The following is a 17,965-nucleotide window of genomic DNA, read 5'->3' as shown; positions in this document are numbered from 1 at the left end:
AGACACTCCGTCTTTCCCAAAAGCCTGAGAATAAATTAAGACAGCTACTCAGTAAATAAATGTGGGAATAAAACTTCTAAAAAACGATTTGAAGAAATCACAGAGATCAAATCGTTAAAAGTCAAGCCTAGGTGATTCGCCATAACACTGAGTTCTCGTTCATTCGCTATTCCTACAGAAAACAAACCTGCAATTATAGGCTCTATTAAAGATTTCCAATAACCTATAGGCATTGCCTTAGTCAGTAATCCTTGGATGAAACTTTGATATTTAGAATGGCTATGGAGCAGTTCTATAAGCAAAAAGGGATTCGCTAGTAAACTGTAATAATTTTCCATAATAAACTGATTTAAATCGTATATACCCTTTAGATTCCTCGCCAAAGCAAATCTAAATTTCCAAGAAGAACATATAGGTAAATTCAAACAAAATGTCATTCTTAAATTAAGGTTATCTATCAGTTCACGTAATGAAGGATCATTTTGTGTATACTCATCAGAGTTCATACTATTTTGTATAGTATGACATTTTCTAGCAGCTAGAGCATGTACGGATGTGTTTAAAAAATCCGCAAATCGAACACGTAATTCTGGTTCGGCTCTAGAGAAAATGAGCTGAATGAAATTTCCCTCTTCTAAATAAGCACGGTCCTGCGAAGTAAGAAGTTGAGAGTTATAACCTTCAAGAATTTCTATGCAGGGCTCCCCCACATATAAACCGTAAAGCCAAAGATTGAACGTTTGTAAAGCTCTAGAAATATAAGTAGTATTACCGTGATTGGTATTCCAAGATTCAGCAACATCTATAAACTTCTTAAGGAGGAAATTATTGATCTCTGGTTTCTCAAGAATAAGGACAATAAAATCTACAAAAGAATGCTGCTTTAAAAGTTCGCTCCACATTTGCAAACAATAACACAAGGAAGTCTCTTGATTCCGAGAACGTAATGAGGGAATAAACAGATCATTGATTTCCCTAACGATGCCCTTTATTAAGTTTCCTGATTCCCTTCCACAATGCATAATAGCGTTAGTAAAGGTCATGGCAAAATTCATAAAAGAAACGTGCAGATTTTCTACTCGCTCAGAAATGTTGTCTCTATAAGAAGGATTGTTGCGATACAATGTTCCAGTAATAAATACCCGTTCAGGAGTGCCTACTGATAATGTTTGGATCTCTGTTTCTTGTACTTCCTCTGGAACGGTTAAGTTCAATAATGTTTGTAAAAAAGTTTGTTCATCGTCAGAAAATTCCATTTCGTTAGGAAGAGCAATCTTGGGAAAGATCCTCTGCTCCGCATTTAAAATAAAAACAAGAACCAAACCTATCAAACATACTGCTGTAATCGCACTAGAAAAACAGATAAGAGCTATTGAAGAGGTAAGAACATTAGAGCCAACAAGTACAATACCTAGAATAGTAAGGACAACAATAATAGAGAAAACGACAACCATAATGGCGGCATCTCTAGAAACACACCGCTGGTATCCTTGAGTATCTAAAAGTAGATCTGAGGAATCTTTTTTAGAGTGTAAGAGAAATACTGAAGAAATAAGAACCTTATGAAGTTGATCAAAAATATAGAAAAACTATTAACTGAAAAAACAAAAGTTCAAGAAACCTGTTATTAAGAAGAATATCACCATAGACATAATATCGTTTAATGCCGTGACAATAGGTCCTGAAGCTAAAGCTGGGTCTACACCTAATTTCACAAAGAAAAATGGGGAAAGAACGCCTAAAGTAGTCGCTGTTAATGATGCTCCTAAAACACCTGCTGCTACAGTAACCCCAAGCTGTAATCCTCCTCCTGAAAAAAGATTCATCCCTATGAATCCCATAAGATAAACAACAATCCCACAAAGAATTCCTAAAGCAACTCCAGTTAATAAACCAATACTCATCTCTTTAAATATGGTTTCTCTACGTCTTCCAAATGAAAGAGTCCCTGTAGCCATACTACGCACTAAAATCGTACTACATTGAACACCAACGTTCCCTGACATTCCATTAATTAAAGGAATAAAGAAAATCACGAGAGCTAGCAGTGATGGGGCAATCTTTTGAAAATAAGCCATCACTGAAGCACTGACTAGTCCAGCACAAAGAGTAACTAATAACCAAGGAGCTCTTAGTAAAAACCTCTGAACAACATGACAACTATGATACCCTACATCTTCTGTTGTTCCCGCCATGCGAGCTATAGTTTCATCGGCGATATCTTCAATAGCCTCTACAACATCTTCGTATGTAATCGCGCCTATTAAAAAATTCTCTTCGTCAACAACCGGTAAAGCAGCAATTTTATAACGTTCTACTAAATCAACAACTTCTTCTCGAGTCGCATCAGGTAAGACTTTATGCTCTACTTGGCTCATGATCTGCTTTAAAGAGATTTCAGGAGGATTAATGATTAGACTTCTATCGGTAACTACACCTTGAAGCTCTCCTTTAAAATCTAAAACAAACACCAGCCGGGTTAAATCTATTCCCGGATTATTTCTAATACAAGCGGAAACATCTTTTACGGTCGTTTCCATCAAAAAAGCAAAAAACTCATTCGTCATGAGCCGCCCTGCTGTATTCCGACCATGCTTTTGTAAATCACGAATTTTTAATGCTTTTTTAGAATCTATCAATTCTAAAATTCTACGGTACCGTCGATCAGGAATATCATCTAATACCCATACAGCCTCATCTGGAGGCATCTGATCAATCAATGCACATACTTCTATATCAGTCAATTTACGAAAAATAGCCCAACGAGAAGCAGAATCCGTATTAATAATAAAAGCAACTCGAGAAGCTATACATGAGAGATTTTTATAAAGAATAGCACGTGAATCTGGTGGCAAACAAGAAACAGCATAAGCTAAGTCTATAGGATTATATTCACTAACAATCTTGGAAAGATCGTGGGAATGTATATCAGTAGATAAACAGGTAAACGCTTTCTCTAACTTAAAACTTAGCTCATCATCCAAATGGCTAGTTTTTGAATCCATTAAGTTTCCTGAACCAAGAGCTGCGTCTAGTTTCTCTTCGCCTCTGTTTTGTTCGCCCACCATAGTTTACCTCTTTGATTAGCCACAACTTCATGAAACTCGTGCCCAGCTCGCAAATTTGCTAAACACGGATCATTTAACCACCGCGATTCTGTAATTTTAAAACCAAAATCAACAGAACGCATTACCATGGCCCAAGCCTGACCTATCTCTTTTTTAACAGCATAAAACTTACCTAAAGTGTAATAAGCTTCGCTACACCCTAAGGCAACTGCCTGTTCTAAATATAGCCTAACTAATTCCTCGGATTCCAAACAACGTCGTTTCCAAAATAAAAATAGCCACGCCTCTCCTAATAAGAGTAGTAAATCTTCTTGATCAGGACATTCATCTATTAACGAATTCAAAATAACTAAAGCCTGTTCAACCAAAGACTCATCTTCTAATAGTTTCCCTTTTCCTAAAAGAGTAGATGCGATAATGACCTTGGCTCTGAAGGACCGTTTATCTTCATCTATAGCGGATAATAAAGTATAAGCCTGATCATAATATTCTAGAGACTCTTGAAGATTTGCTAATAAATAACAAGAATGTCCCCACAATTCCAAAATTTCTATTCTACGGGTAAGATCCCAAGCTTTACGATAGTATAGTAAAGATTCTTCTAAATAAATTTCCTTATAAGCAAGATCTGTTGTTGCTTCAGCTAAACATTTTAAAGCTAAGCCTCTATCGCTCCAAAATAAAAATACTTCAGGACGTAAAGAACATAACCTCTTCATAATATCAACAGCTTTATGCAACAATCTCACACTTTTTTTTCTTACCCCCCAAGCAAAATATGCATCAAAAAGCTTCTGCCACCCGTTGATATTTTCTGCATCCCATTCAATACAAGATTTAAAACAAGATGCAGCAGCGGCAAAATTCGCATCGTCACCAAAATATAAAGCTGAGCAAAGCTGTACCACCCCTAACGCTTGAATTAAATGACTATTCCCAGGAAAAGCTCTCATTGCGGCAACTAACCGCGTACGGCTCTCTTTAAATAGATTGGGTTCGTCTAAATACAACCCAAGGACTGCTATTCCATTCGCGAGAAGCGATGATAAAATAATCGGGTCTGCTCCTTTTTTCTGAGCTGAAGCAAGCTTATCCAACCCCATTTCTATGTGCTTCATGCTGCTGTTAAGCCAACCGGAACGAATCAACAATTCCCCCCACAACACCCACAGCTCAGCAATATGAGGATATGCTTGCACCGTTTGATACAATACCTTATTCGCCTGATAGAAATGCTCTTTTTCATAAGTTAGATCAAATAATCTTACTACTGCTAAAGCATAGTTATAGCGATAATTCTCATGAGCTGCGCTATCAATATGACGATTAAAGCTCAGAAAAATAGCCTTAGACAAGTGATCTATAGCTTGTTCTATATAGGAAGACTTTCCCGATTCTAGCCCGAAAAATTGCAAACATTCGGCATAATCTGCGTGAGCACTTGCTCGATTTGGAACCAGGCTTAATACCTTAGAAAAACATTGAGAGCTTCGTATAAGAGCTGCCGTTTCTTTGCTTTTACAATATAATGTTAAGTAAGATTTTCCTACAGTTTCATATACATAAGCAGTTGCTAAATAAGAAACTTCCTCGTGTTTTTCTCCGCGACAAAAATGCTCCCAACCTAATCTATCATTCAAATGAGGATGAATCTTAAGTAACTGTTCTAGGACATGAAAATCTTTGAAGACCTGATCTAAGAATTTAGTGTCGCTAGTTAAAGAAAATAATTCAAAATTCGCACATACTTTAGCAGAACACAAAGAGAGTCTATCCGAAGAGCTAATGCCTAATTTTTTAAATAAGATATCTATGTAGGCTAAAACATCGACCAAGATTCGAGAATTTTTCTTATTCACCCCATACTTCATCCCGTAGAAAATGATGATTTTTAAAACCACGATATGATCTCGGGAAAGCATCAATAGGCTCTCTGATAAAGATAAATAGCCCTCAGCAATCTCTGAAGAACCTTCAAGGTCTACTAACTCGGAAATAAGAAAATTTATGAATGCTGATGGACAACCGAATTCGGGGATTATATCGGATTCTCCGTGAAAATTTTTAGAAGAAATGAAAGGTAAGGATGATCCCATCTTGTGACTGCTGTACTGTCATATTCTCTTCTTCATACAACTTAGAGGATACCATAAAAGATTGAGTTTCTATTCCTAGCGAATACAACCCTAAGTTATACTACTGTTGAAGGTTTTCTGAGACAAAAAGCTTAGAATTTCAAAACTAATATACCTAGATAGTAAACGTAAAAGTGTCTGACAGAAAAACTTTGAGGCTAGTTTAACGCATTTAAGTTTTTCATCAAAAATATTTTAGATGGGAGTTTAAAAGAAAACAGACTAGATCAATTCTTCTAACTCTACATTGTTAGCACTGTCCAATTCCTCATCATGATTACTTTCTTCAATTTCAGAAGCAGGAATAACAGCTATTCCTGGATAAATAGGTAGACTCTCTTGAGGATAGTATTGCACCGACGTATGAGCACCTGACACAATCTTTCCTTCTCTAAATAAAAACATACCAATAGGTTGAAAACATCCAATTAGGTAATAACTGAATTGTCCTAATCCTTGTCGTGTACCTCCTCCTTCAAATTTAAAATTATGCTGAGGAACTGCCAACCACACGCCACGAGAACGAATCACATCATTATTCCAATCTCTTTCAATACAACTATAAGCAACTCGCCCTCCTAAAGGGTTTAATAAACCATAAAAGACTGCCATCATTGAAGCTGTGCCATAAAAAGGAGCCTTCAGAAGGTTAACGAGAGATCTAGCCATTTCTCGAACTATATCCTTAAAAATAAAGCGATCTTCTTTAGAGATATCTGTTTTAGAAACACACTGTATGACCATTTGCAAAAGTATATAAAAAGGAATCACTATAAATCTGATCAAATTATAGACCATTTTAATCAGAACAACAAACGGAGCTGCTATTAAAGGAAATACAAAGGTTGGGATTCTATAATCTATACCATCTGGATAAAAATAGACTAATGCTACTCCAGAACCATTTTTATCCAAAGTTGACAAGTCTATATGAGTTTCTTGAATTCTTTCTTGAATACGTTCTTTTTCTTCAGCTTTAGGCTTGTAATAGTGACATAGTGGCATCGGAGCCCAAACCCTATTCCCAAAAGGTTTGATTACTGAGCCCGCAAGAACATCTACTTTCCTGCTAATCCTATACAAGACATACATGCCCCCTGTGAGTAAAATCGTGGGAACAGCTACAGCTACAACAACCGCAACCCATGTCATGACAAAAGCTTGAATTTGTAAGGTTCCAAGAAGCATAGCTAATAACACTAAAGTTACCAGCACAGATAAAGCAATGACGGCAACACGTGTTTGACGATTTGCCTGATATTTCTCTAGTTCCAAATGACTGCGAGAGCTTTTCATAATCTTGGACTCAAACACATTTTTCCAATCTGTTTCGTCCGGAAAATGGTTAGGTCCAACAGGAGCTAATCTTTGGTTAACTGAGGATAGATTAAAACAAGACATGCTACACTTTAAAAAAGTTTTATTTTATTTTATTTCAAAGAAAAGAAATTCTCGAAACACTATACTCTTATTACACTTTTATTAAAATTTTTTTAGTGCCAATCATGAGAAAGAAAATCGCAAAATCGAATTACAACCTCTTATTATTAGGAAGTATGTTAGCAGGATTGGGTCTCGCTTCCTTTAATATCCCCTTGATATTTCAAAGCGCAGAGATTGTATCAGGAATTTTTTTAAAATTGTTAAAGTTTTTAAGTCTTCCTCTAGTGTTTTTTGCTATTGGCTCTACGATCACGTCAATTAAAAATTTTCAAATAATGTTGTCCCTGGGGAGCAAAGTACTCTACTACACGCTTCTTACTACTATCATAGCTGCTACAATTGGTTTGGGATTATTCCTCATTATCTACCCTGTTATGCCATTAGAAGAAGCTACGGCATCTGCTTCAGCCACATGCTCAACGGGATACCTAAAGGTCTTGGCAAATACAATTCCTGGAAACATTCTTGAGCCATTTTTAGAGAATAATGTTATCTCTGCGACATTTTTAGCTGCTTTATTAGGGATTTCCTCTCTTTTCCTCGCTGAAAAAGAAAAGCATTTCACTCAAACACTATTCTCAACGTTTTTTTCTATTCTTCTTAATATTGCTAAGGGGATACTAAAATTACTCATCCCAGCTACCATGGCTTTTTCCATTCTGTTCTACAAGGAAGTCACTCACAGCCAAGGAAACTTAGTAATTTTTAGTAAATATCTCCTTTGTGTAGTAGGAGCGAACTTAATTCAGGGGTGCATTGTCCTTCCATGGCTTTTGAAAGCCAATAAGCTTTCACCTATCAAAATAGCTAAAAGCATGTCTCCTGCATTAATTACGGCCTTCTTTTCAAAGTCCTCTGCATCTACATTACCTTTAACCATGGAACTAGCTGAGGAAGAACTCAAAATCAAACCATCATTATCACGACTTGCCTTTCCTCTATGTTCTGTGATTAACATGAATGGTTGTGCAGCCTTTATCTTAATTACCGTGCTCTTTGTTGCCACATCAAATGGTGTGAGTTTTTCTATTTTCTCTATGATTGGTTGGATCTTTATTGCGACGCTATGTGCTGTTGGCAATGCAGGGGTACCCATGGGATGCTTTTTCCTAGCTTCCTCTCTGATTACTTCAATGCAAATTCCCCTACATTTATTAGGATTAATTCTTCCTTTCTATACCGTCTTGGACATGATTGAAACATCTCTAAATGTCTGGTCTGATTGTTGTGTTGTAAGTATGACAAACAAACACTTTTCAGATAAGTTTATTGAATTAGAGTAAATGTAATGAGCAAAAATTCCACCCATTTTTCTTCTAGACTAGGCTTTATTTTCTCCATGATGGGAATAGCCGTTGGTGCTGGCAATATCTGGCGTTTTCCTAGAATTGCAGCACAAAATGGCAATGGGGCCTTTATTTTAATTTGGCTTCTTTTTTTATTTATCTGGTCTATTCCTCTTATTATCGTAGAGCTTTCTCTAGGAAAATTAACAAAGAAAGCTCCGATAGGCACCCTAATCAAAACAGCAGGTCCAAAATATGCCTGGTTAGGAGGCTTTATTACTTTAGTAACAACGTGTATTCTAGCTTATTACTCGAATATTGTTGGGTGGGGTCTCAGCTATTTCTATTACTCTATTTCCGGGAAAATTTATGCTGGAAATGACTTTTCTCAATTGTGGGAAACACACTATCAAAGCCTTTCCCCTCTATTCTTTCATTTCCTGTCCCTGTTTTTAGCTTATATGATCATTCGTAAAGGCATTGTACAAGGCATTGAGAAGTGCAATAAAATTCTTATCCCCTCATTCTTTGTGTGCACCCTAGTCTTACTCCTAAGAGCTATTACACTTCCTAACGCCATGCAAGGAATCAAACAGCTCTTTACTCTAGATTTCACCTCATTATCTAGCTACAAATTGTGGTTAGAAGCTCTAACCCAAAATGCCTGGGATACCGGAGCTGGTTGGGGATTACTCCTAGTATATTCAGGATTCGCCTCAAAAAAAACGGGTGTGGTGAGCAACGGAGCTCTTACAGCAATATCGAATAACCTCGTTTCCCTAATTATGGGGGTCATTGTATTTGCTACGTGCGCTTCATTAGATACTTTAGGCACAACGCAATTACAACAAGGCGCAGGCTCATCTAGTATAGGTATAGCTTTTATCTATCTTCCAGAATTGTTTACCCGAGTTCCAGGCTCTGCCTATCTACCCGGTATTTTCAGTTCTATATTCTTCCTGGCTTTTGCTATGGCCGCTCTTTCATCAATGATTTCCATGCTGTTTTTGTTTTCGCAAACACTCTCAGAGTTCGGCATCAAAAAACACATAGCGGAGTTATCCGCCACAATCATCGCCTTTATTCTTGGTGTGCCATCCTCTTTAAGTCTGTCTGTATTTGCGAACCAAGACACTGTCTGGGGAATAGGGTTAATTATCAATGGTCTTATTTTTATCTATGCAGCAATAAATTACGGGCTACCACATTTAAAAAAGAAAATTATTAACGCTGTTCCTGGGGATATACACCTCAACAAATCTTTTGATTATATAATAAAATATTTACTCCCAATCGAGGGAGCTACTTTACTGTGCTGGTATTTTTACGAAGGGCTTTTCCCTGAAGACGGCAATTGGTGGAACCCTATATCTGTTTACAGTCTTTCTAGTTTGATTTTACAATGGTCTATAGGGTTAGTTATTTTATGGTCCTTAAACAAAAAACTTTCTAAGTACTTTTCTTTGCATAACTTAGATAATTAAAAGCTTATGTCTTGATATATTCTGTTCTTTAAGATATTCTGTTTTAAGTTTTGTTATTTTTTCTCAAAGCAACGTAAGGAATCATATGTCAATAACAACGCCATCGTCGTCATCTGATCAAGTCGGTGATCAAGAAGCTTTAAATAGAGTCTTACTTAGCTTTGACGGAAGAATTAGCTCGTTAGATAGTCAAGTGAGGCAAATCGAAGAGAGAATCAGCTTATTAGATAGATCTGCTTCTCAATCCGTTGCCACAGGAAATAATGTGGCGAGTAATATGGCTCTTTTAAAAGACGAAGTAGACAGTCTAAAAGGGTGTTTAAATACAATCACAGAGCTATTATTCGAATCACGGGCAAATCACAATGCAGGATTTCCTCGTTCTGAAGGTAACTCCGCCTATATAGTAGGTTCCCGGCCTCCCTCCACTTGTTCGAAACTTGCAGCAGTAGTATTAACGCTTTTAGCTCTCATTGCTATCACCTTGCTTATTATGTGTATCGTTGCTGTTTGCGGAGGCTTCCCTCTATTTATTTCTCTACTTAACATGTATACAGTCGGTGCCTGTATATCTCTACCTATTATCTCATGTGCATCAGTTTCCATCATGATTCTCTGCACAATATCTATTACTTCTTTACTAAGAAGCAGACCTGCAATCTACATGGTAAACAATTCTCAAATAGAAGCTTGATTATTATAAAAGAATACTTAGGAGAAGTTAGACATTATGACCTCTGTAAGAACCGATTTAAATACAACCGAAACATCGCTACCTCCATTAAGTGCACATGAAATTTCAGCACAGTTATCTACTATTCAGGCGGCTGTATCAGGTCTACAGCAACAATATTCAGCGGGATGGACTCACGTTCCGGGCACAGCATCTGGAACAATAGATCAAAGCTACCTGATGCGTATAATGCAGTCGCACATGGCAAATACTTCTGCAGTCGTTTCTGAACTTAGAACTGAAGTTGCTGCAATCAAGACAAAACTACATGGGTTGTCTTCCCCAACGGGCGTTTGCAGTGGTCCTATGGCTTTATCAGCATTCTTGCTAGCCATCTCTTTAGTTGCTATTATCATTATTGTTTTAGCTTCCTTAGGACTCGCTGGTGTACTGCCTCAAGTTGCTGCCATTTTAGTTAATACAGCAAACTCTATATGGGCTATTGTTAGTGCCTCAATAGTAACGGTGATCTGCTTAATTAGTGTGCTTTGCGTTTCATTAATTCGTCACAACAAACCCTTGCCTCTTGAAACTAGATTAACAGGAAATTAAAAAAATAAATTGTATAAAATTTATTATTGTTTAATCACCTAGACGCACCTTGAAATTAATTAATTTCATCAGTTAATATATTATTTTCTTAGGTGGGTTTGCCATGCAAAAAGCCCTTCGCTTGCTATTGAATCTGCATCATGGAGAAGAGAGAAGAGCCCTTCTATTTTTAGCTTTAGGGTTAATTTGGGGAATAGGTTGTTACGGTTCCTTAGCATTAAGTGAAGGGCTTTTTCTCGAAAATGTAGGAACAGAAGGCCTGCCCTCTATTTACTTGGGCTCATCATCAATTCTATGTCTTCTATCTTCACTGATTCTTTACAATTTATGTAAAAAAAGAGTTGCTCCAAAGACATTATTTCTATTGCCCATAACCAGTATCATTGTATGCAACCTCTACCTTTTTTGTTACGCAGTCACATGTAGTGAAATTCCCTCAACGCCACTACTGATTTATCGCATGCTCACATGGAGCTCTATAATATTAGCTTATACAAATTTCTGGGGATTTGTAGACCAATTCTTTAATATTCAAGATGCTAAAAGACATTTCAGCATATTCAATGCCATCATATTTTTAGGGGATGCTATTGGTTGCGGAATCGTTAACAGAATTCAATACATAGGGATTGAAAGAATTCTCGTACTCTTTGTCGTAATTCTGTTCAGTTGCTACCCTATCGTGCATTATGTATCTAAATCTCTAAAGGAATTATCCGAAGACCATGACCATTTTATAGACACTGGTCATCCTCCTTCTGCTTCAAAAGCTTTTAAACTCTGCTTAAAGGATAGCTATACCTTCTATTTACTATGTTTTTATTTCTTAATGCAGCTACTTGCTATCGCGACAGAGTTTAATTACTTAAAAATCTTCGAACATCACTTCGCAGAACGAGACACATACGAACTTACAGCACATATCACAAAGTGGTCATCCTGGATTTCTTTAACAAACATGTGCTTTGCTCTGTTTGCCTACAGCAGAATTGTAAAGAATATGGGGGTGAACAATATTATCCTTTTTGCCCCCCTATGCTTCACTAGCCTGTTTTTCTGTTGGTCATTTAAAACCTCACTTGGCATTGCAACCGTCGGTATGGTAGCTCGTGAAGGATTGACTTATGCTTTAGATGATAATAACCTGCAGTTGCTGATTTATGGGGTTCCTAACAGTATTCGAAACCAGATTAGAATTGCAATAGAGTGCTTTATTGAGCCGGTAGGCATGTTCGTGTGGGCTCTCCTATGTTTTGCTATTTCCTACCAATATACAGTCTGTCTTGTGATATCCCTTATCACAGTCGTCTTAGCTTGTTTATTACGGTCATACTACGCCAAAGCCATTTTAAGAAACTTATCTTCTCAAGCTATCCATCTGAAAAAAACCATGCTAGAATGGATAAAATCCATGACTTTAAAAGAGAAGAGACAAACAGAACTGTTACTACTCACTCATCTAAAGCATCAACATGAAAAACATCAAATCTTTGCCTTCCAGCATTTGCTAAATCTTGGTAGTCGTAGTGTCCTTCCTAGTTTATTAGCTCATATGAATAAGCTGAGCTTACCAAGTAAGCTAAAAACCATGGAAATGCTAAAGAATAGTCTCTGGGCTAGAGATTTTCTTACTCTAGAGCTCCTAAAACGATGGTCAATGACTACACCACACCCTTCAATTGCTGCCGGAATACATCTCTATTTTGCAGAACATGACTTATTAGGCATCTCTGATATTTCTGAAGACCTTTATGATGAACCCGGTGATAAATTACTCGCCGCAATTCTTACAGTTCGCCGGCAAGAAATCTGTGGACAATATCGTGATATTGCAGATGCACGTCTTAAAGAACTCCTCACCTCCGCAGATTCTCGAGTAGTATCCATTGGACTTTCTATTCTCACCCTAGAAAAAAATCCTGACAATTTCTCTACTTTGGTCGAATTCTTAGATAACACGAATAACAAGATTTTTATTCAAACATGTAAGGCTCTACACGCATCTGTGAAAACCTTACACAAGCCTTACTGCAAGAAATTACTACAAGTACTAAGACACCATCTTCATAACGAAGAAGCCTGTGACTATCTATTGAAAACAATTAGTGTTATTTTAGATGCTTCATTAGTGAAAGAATTCCTCATCACCACCTCATTATTAAAAAGCACCTCTAGGAAACAGGCTGAGTCGATTATTATAGGATTACCTAAAGAAACAGCAACCGCATTCCTTCAGATTCTTTCTGATAATAACATACACAACCGTTGTCGTATTCTTGCTGCCAAAGCACTTTGTAAAATTGATAACAAACTCTTTAAGAAACACGCTTATAAAATCGTAAAATCTAAAGCCTTAAAAGCTATCTTTTATGATTATCATAAGAATTATATTCAAAAATCCTATCCTAAATACAACCTCAGCCTATTAGTTAATACCTTAGAATCCAACTATCAATCTGAAGTGAACTTCATGTTTGAATTCCTAGGTATTTTAGGATCTGTAGAACACTCTGATATACTTATAAGAGCCCTAACAGGAAAAAATAAAAAAGCAAAAGCACAAGCACTTGAATCTCTAGAAAAAAATTGCGAAGATTATTTATTTGCTCTACTCGATCCCTTCATTAATAACCCAGGAAAGCGTAGTGAAAAATACTATCTAAAATGTGGTGTTATTCCTTTAACATTAAAAGAGTTATTGAATATGATGGAAAATTCTCCTTCATATTTAAGTAAACTTACAGCCAGACAGTTAAAGGAAGAATTAGCAAATTGCGACGCTGATTTTCAACCAGTACCGCCGTATTCGACTTTAGATGAAGAGCATACAAATCACAATAAAGATGACTCTGACAATCTAGTTACTTTCTTTACTATTTAGCCAGGAGTCTCTTGATGAATTTAATTGACCGCGCCTTCCTTCTAAAGAAAAATCCTATATTTAATTCTTTAGATATGGACATCCTCCTTGCGATTTCAGATAAAACTGAAATCATGATCTTTAAGCCTGGAGTAAAAATATTTTCTATAGAAGAACCCAGCTTCAGCTTATACATCATAGTAGAAGGTTACGTCAAAATTACCGATAACAGCTCATCTTTATCTGTTACAATTTCATCACAAGAGTGCTTTGGAGAAGAAAGTTTATTCAGCAACAAACCCAGAGAATATAATGCGGAAGCAATAACTCAAGTTCGTACCCTCACTTTAAGTAAGGGACAATTTCTGAGTATTGTTGAAGAATGCCCTTCAGTAGCTTTATCGCTCCTAGAGCTATACGCTAAGCAAATTACTTTTAGACATCCCATCTCATAAAAGATAATCTAAAATGCATTCCTGAATGCATTAAGAAAATAGTCATGTAAAGAAAAATAAAAGAAATGGTGCGCTATTTTAGTGGAAATGATGCACTAAGGATACAAACGCACCTCAAAAGGAGTAGTCCAACTACTGGCCCTGACGTGTTTTAATATATGTGAGAACGTCGCCTACAGTACGTAATTTTTCTGCATCTTGTTCTGAAATTTCAAAGTTAAACTTTTCTTCTAAAGTCATAATCAACTCTGTTAAGTCTAAACTATCAGCATTAAGATCCTCGATAAATGAAGAATTCTCATTTACCTCACTTGGATCTACCCCAAGTTGCTCAACAATAATTGCCTTTACATCATCTTCTAAACTCATTGCTATATCCTTATGTTTTATCTACACAATTACCTAAAATTTCCTAAAAAGAGAAAACAACCAGTATCACAAAAATCTAATTTTTCAATCTAGATTGTTTGCAACCTATTTAGTATGTCATACCTCCATCAACACTCAATACCTGAGAAGTTATATAAGAAGATAAGGGTGAAGCAAGAAATAGTGCTACGTTAGCAATTTCTTCAGGGAAACCCATTCTCCCCATAGGAACATTTTTTAACCATTCGCTTTTTAAATTATCATTTAACACTCTGGTCATATCAGTATCAATACACCCAGGAGCTATGCAGTTCACTCTAACGTTTCTTGCAGCAACTTCTTTAGCTAACGCTCGACTAAACCCTATAATACCAGCTTTGGCAGCTGCATAATTGGTCTGTCCTGGACTCCCCATTAAACCAACAACTGAACTAATGTTAATGATAGACCCAGAACGAGCTTTAATCATAGGACGAATTACACTAGAACATACATAGTATAGGGAATTTAAATTAGTGTTAATCACAGAAGACCACTCTTCTTCAGACATACGCATTAAAAGATTATCTCGAGTAATCCCCGCATTATTTACTAAAATATCAATATTACCATGTACTGTAATAAAATTCTGAACGGCCTCTTTTACAGATTCACTCTTACTAACATCAACTTTAGCAAAAGTCGCAGGTCTTCCTATTTTCGATAATTCTTGAGCAGCTTTCTTACCACCCTCGTCATTTATTCCCCAAATCTCAACGTCCGCACCTTGCTCTACAAAAAGCTTACTAATGGCAAATCCTATACCTCTAGATCCCCCGGTAACGATCGCTTTCTTTCCCAACAATATACCATTCATATATCTATAGCCCTGATAAAAAATTATTGATGCTTTCTACTGTACCTAAACTTTTAATAGGTTTATTTAATCCTATAGAACGATTCAATCCAGCAAGAACTTTACCTGGACCAAGTTCTAAAAATTCATCAACTTCTAAATCTATTTTAGAACAACTTTGATACCATAACGTGGGGGAAGTCATTTGCTTGACTAAACACTGAAGAATTTCATCATTATTCCTTAGAAAGTTGGCTGTAACATTAGATACAAAAGGGATTTCAGAACTATTCATATTCAAATCATATAAGTAAGGCGCTAACTCATCTTCAGCTGACTGCATCAGTGGAGTATGAAAAGCTCCAAATACTTTTAATAGTATCGCCCTTTTGGCTCCTAAATCTGTAAACAATTTAACAGCTTCTTCTATTTTTTCTCTTAGACCAGCAATAACTATCTGTTTAGGAGCATTGTAATTGGCAACCCAAATCCCCTCTCCTAAACTTTCTAAATTCTGCTCAATAACGTCGGCTGTCAAACCCAAAACTGCTGCCATGGCACCAGGACTTTGTTGACAAGCCTGATTCATAAATTGAGCACGTTTACTAATAATATTAAAGCCATCAACTGAAGAAATACGTCCAGAAGCCACTAGAGCTGTATACTCTCCCAGGCTTAAACCTGTAACCGCTGCAGGAGTTATAGAAGTTCTTGAAGATAAAATTTCAACTACAGCTAAACTATGCAAGTATATTGCTAGTTGGCTGTATGCAGTTTCAAGCAACTTCTCTTCAGGCCCGTTAAACATAATGGAGGATAAAGAAAATCCTAAAGTCTCATCAGCCAAAGCAAACACTTTCGCTGCTTCTGGATAGTTTTCTACTAAATCTTTACCCATACCAACGTATTGACTACCTTGACCTGGAAATAAAAATCCTATTTTTTTCGTCATTTAACTTTCTACCTGTTGTAAAACAACTGCTCCCCAGGATAACCCCCCTCCAAAAGCAACTAGAAGCAAGTATTCTCCAGAGTGAATTGTATGCGATTGTAATAACTCATCAAGAGCTATGCATACAGAAGAAGCAGCTGTATTTCCATACTTACACAACGTCTTAAATACTTTACCTTCGTCTATTTCAAAACGTTTAGCTATAGCGTCAATAATTCTTTCATTTGCTTGGTGAGGAACCAACCAGTCTATGTCACTCTCTTCAATTCCAGCGCCAGCAATACAAGTTTTAGCAGCGGACTCCATGCGTCTTACTGCATGTTTAAACACTTCTTTCCCTTCCATAGAAATAAAATGCTTACCCGCTTCTAGAGTCTCTTGGGAAGCAGGAACACGACTCCCTCCAGCAGGAAGACTCAATAGATCGGCTACACTTCCGTCTGCTCCTAAATTCACATTAGTGATTTCTAAAGCTCCAGGACGACTCTCTCCAATAATGCAGGCAGCACCTCCATCCCCAAAAAGAACACAGGTATTTCTATCCTTGTAATTTACAAAAGAAGAGAGTTTATCTGCGGCGATAAGCAAAACATTATTATACATCCCTGATTCGACATAGGCCTTAGCTACTGATAAACCGTATAAATAACCGGTACAAGCAGCCATACAATCAAATGCTGGAATGTCTTTTATCCCCAAATAAGCTTGAGCCAAGGCTGCACTTGAAGGGAAAATATAATCCGGGGCTGATGTAGAAAAAATAATACATTCTATTTGGTCTTTAGTTAGACCTGCTTTCTGTATTGCTCTTTCAGCAGCTTTAGCCCCCATTATGGATGTATATTCATTAGCTGCTGCAATACGCCTTTCTTTGATTCCGGTTCTTGTTACTATCCATTCATCCGAAGTATCAACCATCTGTTCAAGATCAGAATTAGATAGGATTTTTTCGGGCAAATAAGAACCTGTAGCCCATATAGATGCCTTTCTTGTTTTTTTCACGCACAACCATAAATAAAGAAAAAAGCTAGTATACTATTCAAAGAGTTTATACCCTAACTTTTATTTTAAGTATTTAAGCACTTTCTGTGACCCTGAGATACAATAAAAAATTATAGATTTCCAAAATGCTAAAGTATCCTGACTATTTATCCAAACTCATCTCCTTTCTTAGAAAACTCCCTGGGATAGGATTTAAAACAGCAGAAAAACTAGCTTTCGAACTATTAGATTGGGATAAGGATCAATTAGAATCCATGGGGAAAGCTTTTTCCGAACTCTCTGCTGCACGCAGCCATTGTCCCACTTGTTTTTGCTTGAAAAGTCACCCAGAAAGTCTTTGCTCATTTTGTCAAAACAATCGAGACACATCTATATTGTGTATCGTAGCAACTCCTAAAGATATTTTTGCTTTAGAGCGCTCCCAAATTTTCAAAGGTCACTATTATGTCTTAGGAGCCTTACTATCGCCAATAACGGGAAAACATATTGATGCAGAGAGAATGCATTTACTAAAACAACGTATAGAATTTTTAAAACCGAAAGAAATTATTCTAGCTCTAGACGCCACTCTAGAAGGAGATGCTACAGCCCTTTTCTTAAAACAAGAGCTTTCTCATTCCTCCATATCTATTTCTCGTTTGGCTCTAGGTTTGCCAATAGGATTGTCTTTTGATTATATAGACTCCGGAACGCTTGCTAGAGCCTTTTCTGGCCGAAACCCATATTAAACTTGAAATAAAACCTTTGCACTTTTAATTTTTTTGGTTATAAAAACATAAGTATCTCTAGAA

15 protein-coding genes are annotated in these 17,965 nt (G+C 36.8%); 7 read left to right on the top strand and 8 right to left on the bottom strand.

The window, feature by feature from the left end:
• Window positions 1-44: 44 nt before the first annotated feature.
• From G5O_RS07645 to G5O_RS07630, 4 genes are all read right to left on the bottom strand, one after another.
• Window positions 45-1,454 (bottom strand): CT214 family putative inclusion membrane protein, encoded by a 1,410-nt coding sequence (locus tag G5O_RS07645; protein ID WP_006343174.1) that lies wholly within the window; start codon window positions 1,452-1,454, stop codon window positions 45-47.
• 138 nt (window positions 1,455-1,592) lie between these two features.
• Window positions 1,593-3,005: a magnesium transporter gene (gene mgtE, locus G5O_RS07640; protein ID WP_006343173.1), complete on the bottom strand. Its 1,413-nt coding sequence runs from the start codon at window positions 3,003-3,005 to the stop codon at window positions 1,593-1,595.
• Between the two features lie 26 nt (window positions 3,006-3,031).
• Complete coding sequence (locus G5O_RS07635) at window positions 3,032-5,164, bottom strand: tetratricopeptide repeat protein (protein WP_006343172.1); 2,133 nt, start codon at window positions 5,162-5,164, stop codon at window positions 3,032-3,034.
• A gap of 261 nt (window positions 5,165-5,425) precedes the next feature.
• Window positions 5,426-6,604: a hypothetical protein gene (locus G5O_RS07630; RefSeq protein WP_006343171.1), complete on the bottom strand. Its 1,179-nt coding sequence runs from the start codon at window positions 6,602-6,604 to the stop codon at window positions 5,426-5,428.
• Window positions 6,605-6,708: 104 nt separating this feature from the next.
• On the opposite strand from G5O_RS07630, the gene G5O_RS07625 reads away from it, so the two are divergent.
• The 6 genes from G5O_RS07625 to G5O_RS07600 all read left to right on the top strand — a co-directional run bounded on the left by G5O_RS07625 (window position 6,709) and on the right by G5O_RS07600 (window position 14,016).
• Window positions 6,709-7,929: a dicarboxylate/amino acid:cation symporter gene (locus G5O_RS07625; protein WP_006343170.1), complete on the top strand. Its 1,221-nt coding sequence runs from the start codon at window positions 6,709-6,711 to the stop codon at window positions 7,927-7,929.
• 5 nt (window positions 7,930-7,934) lie between these two features.
• The gene (locus G5O_RS07620; protein WP_006343169.1) at window positions 7,935-9,416 is read left to right on the top strand and encodes a sodium-dependent transporter; all 1,482 of its coding nucleotides are present in this window, start codon (window positions 7,935-7,937) and stop codon (window positions 9,414-9,416) included.
• Between the two features lie 85 nt (window positions 9,417-9,501).
• Window positions 9,502-10,110 carry an inclusion membrane protein IncB gene (gene incB / locus G5O_RS07615; RefSeq protein WP_006343168.1) on the top strand — a complete coding sequence of 203 codons (609 nt, stop codon included), beginning with the start codon at window positions 9,502-9,504 and terminating at the stop codon, window positions 10,108-10,110.
• 36 nt (window positions 10,111-10,146) lie between these two features.
• Window positions 10,147-10,701 (top strand): hypothetical protein, encoded by a 555-nt coding sequence (locus G5O_RS07610; RefSeq protein ID WP_006343167.1) that lies wholly within the window; start codon window positions 10,147-10,149, stop codon window positions 10,699-10,701.
• A gap of 103 nt (window positions 10,702-10,804) precedes the next feature.
• The gene (locus G5O_RS07605) at window positions 10,805-13,582 is read left to right on the top strand and encodes a hypothetical protein (protein WP_006343166.1); all 2,778 of its coding nucleotides are present in this window, start codon (window positions 10,805-10,807) and stop codon (window positions 13,580-13,582) included.
• Between the two features lie 14 nt (window positions 13,583-13,596).
• Entirely contained in the window at window positions 13,597-14,016 is a 420-nt protein-coding gene (locus tag G5O_RS07600; RefSeq protein WP_006343165.1) for a cyclic nucleotide-binding domain-containing protein, read from the top strand.
• 132 nt (window positions 14,017-14,148) lie between these two features.
• On the opposite strand, the gene acpP is transcribed toward G5O_RS07600, so the two are convergent.
• The 4 genes from acpP to fabH form a co-directional block, all read right to left on the bottom strand.
• A complete protein-coding gene (gene acpP, locus G5O_RS07595; RefSeq protein WP_006343164.1) occupies window positions 14,149-14,385 on the bottom strand; it encodes an acyl carrier protein in 237 nt (78 codons plus the stop codon).
• A gap of 109 nt (window positions 14,386-14,494) precedes the next feature.
• Complete coding sequence (gene fabG, locus G5O_RS07590; RefSeq protein ID WP_006343163.1) at window positions 14,495-15,241, bottom strand: 3-oxoacyl-ACP reductase FabG; 747 nt, start codon at window positions 15,239-15,241, stop codon at window positions 14,495-14,497.
• A gap of 4 nt (window positions 15,242-15,245) precedes the next feature.
• Window positions 15,246-16,172 (bottom strand): ACP S-malonyltransferase, encoded by a 927-nt coding sequence (gene fabD, locus G5O_RS07585; RefSeq protein WP_006343162.1) that lies wholly within the window; start codon window positions 16,170-16,172, stop codon window positions 15,246-15,248.
• On the bottom strand, window positions 16,173-17,174 hold the full coding sequence (gene fabH / locus G5O_RS07580; RefSeq protein WP_006343161.1) for a ketoacyl-ACP synthase III: 1,002 nt from the start codon (window positions 17,172-17,174) through the stop codon (window positions 16,173-16,175).
• A 125-nt stretch (window positions 17,175-17,299) separates the two neighbouring features.
• On the opposite strand from fabH, the gene recR reads away from it, so the two are divergent.
• The gene (gene recR, locus G5O_RS07575; RefSeq protein ID WP_006343160.1) at window positions 17,300-17,902 is read left to right on the top strand and encodes a recombination mediator RecR; all 603 of its coding nucleotides are present in this window, start codon (window positions 17,300-17,302) and stop codon (window positions 17,900-17,902) included.
• The last annotated feature ends 63 nt before the right edge of the window (window positions 17,903-17,965 follow it).

This window comes from Chlamydia psittaci 6BC (genome assembly GCF_000204255.1).
GTDB classification, from domain to species: domain Bacteria; phylum Chlamydiota; class Chlamydiia; order Chlamydiales; family Chlamydiaceae; genus Chlamydia; species Chlamydia psittaci.
Note: the sequence above shows the minus strand (reverse complement) of the source record. Positions and strands in the feature narration are given on the sequence as shown.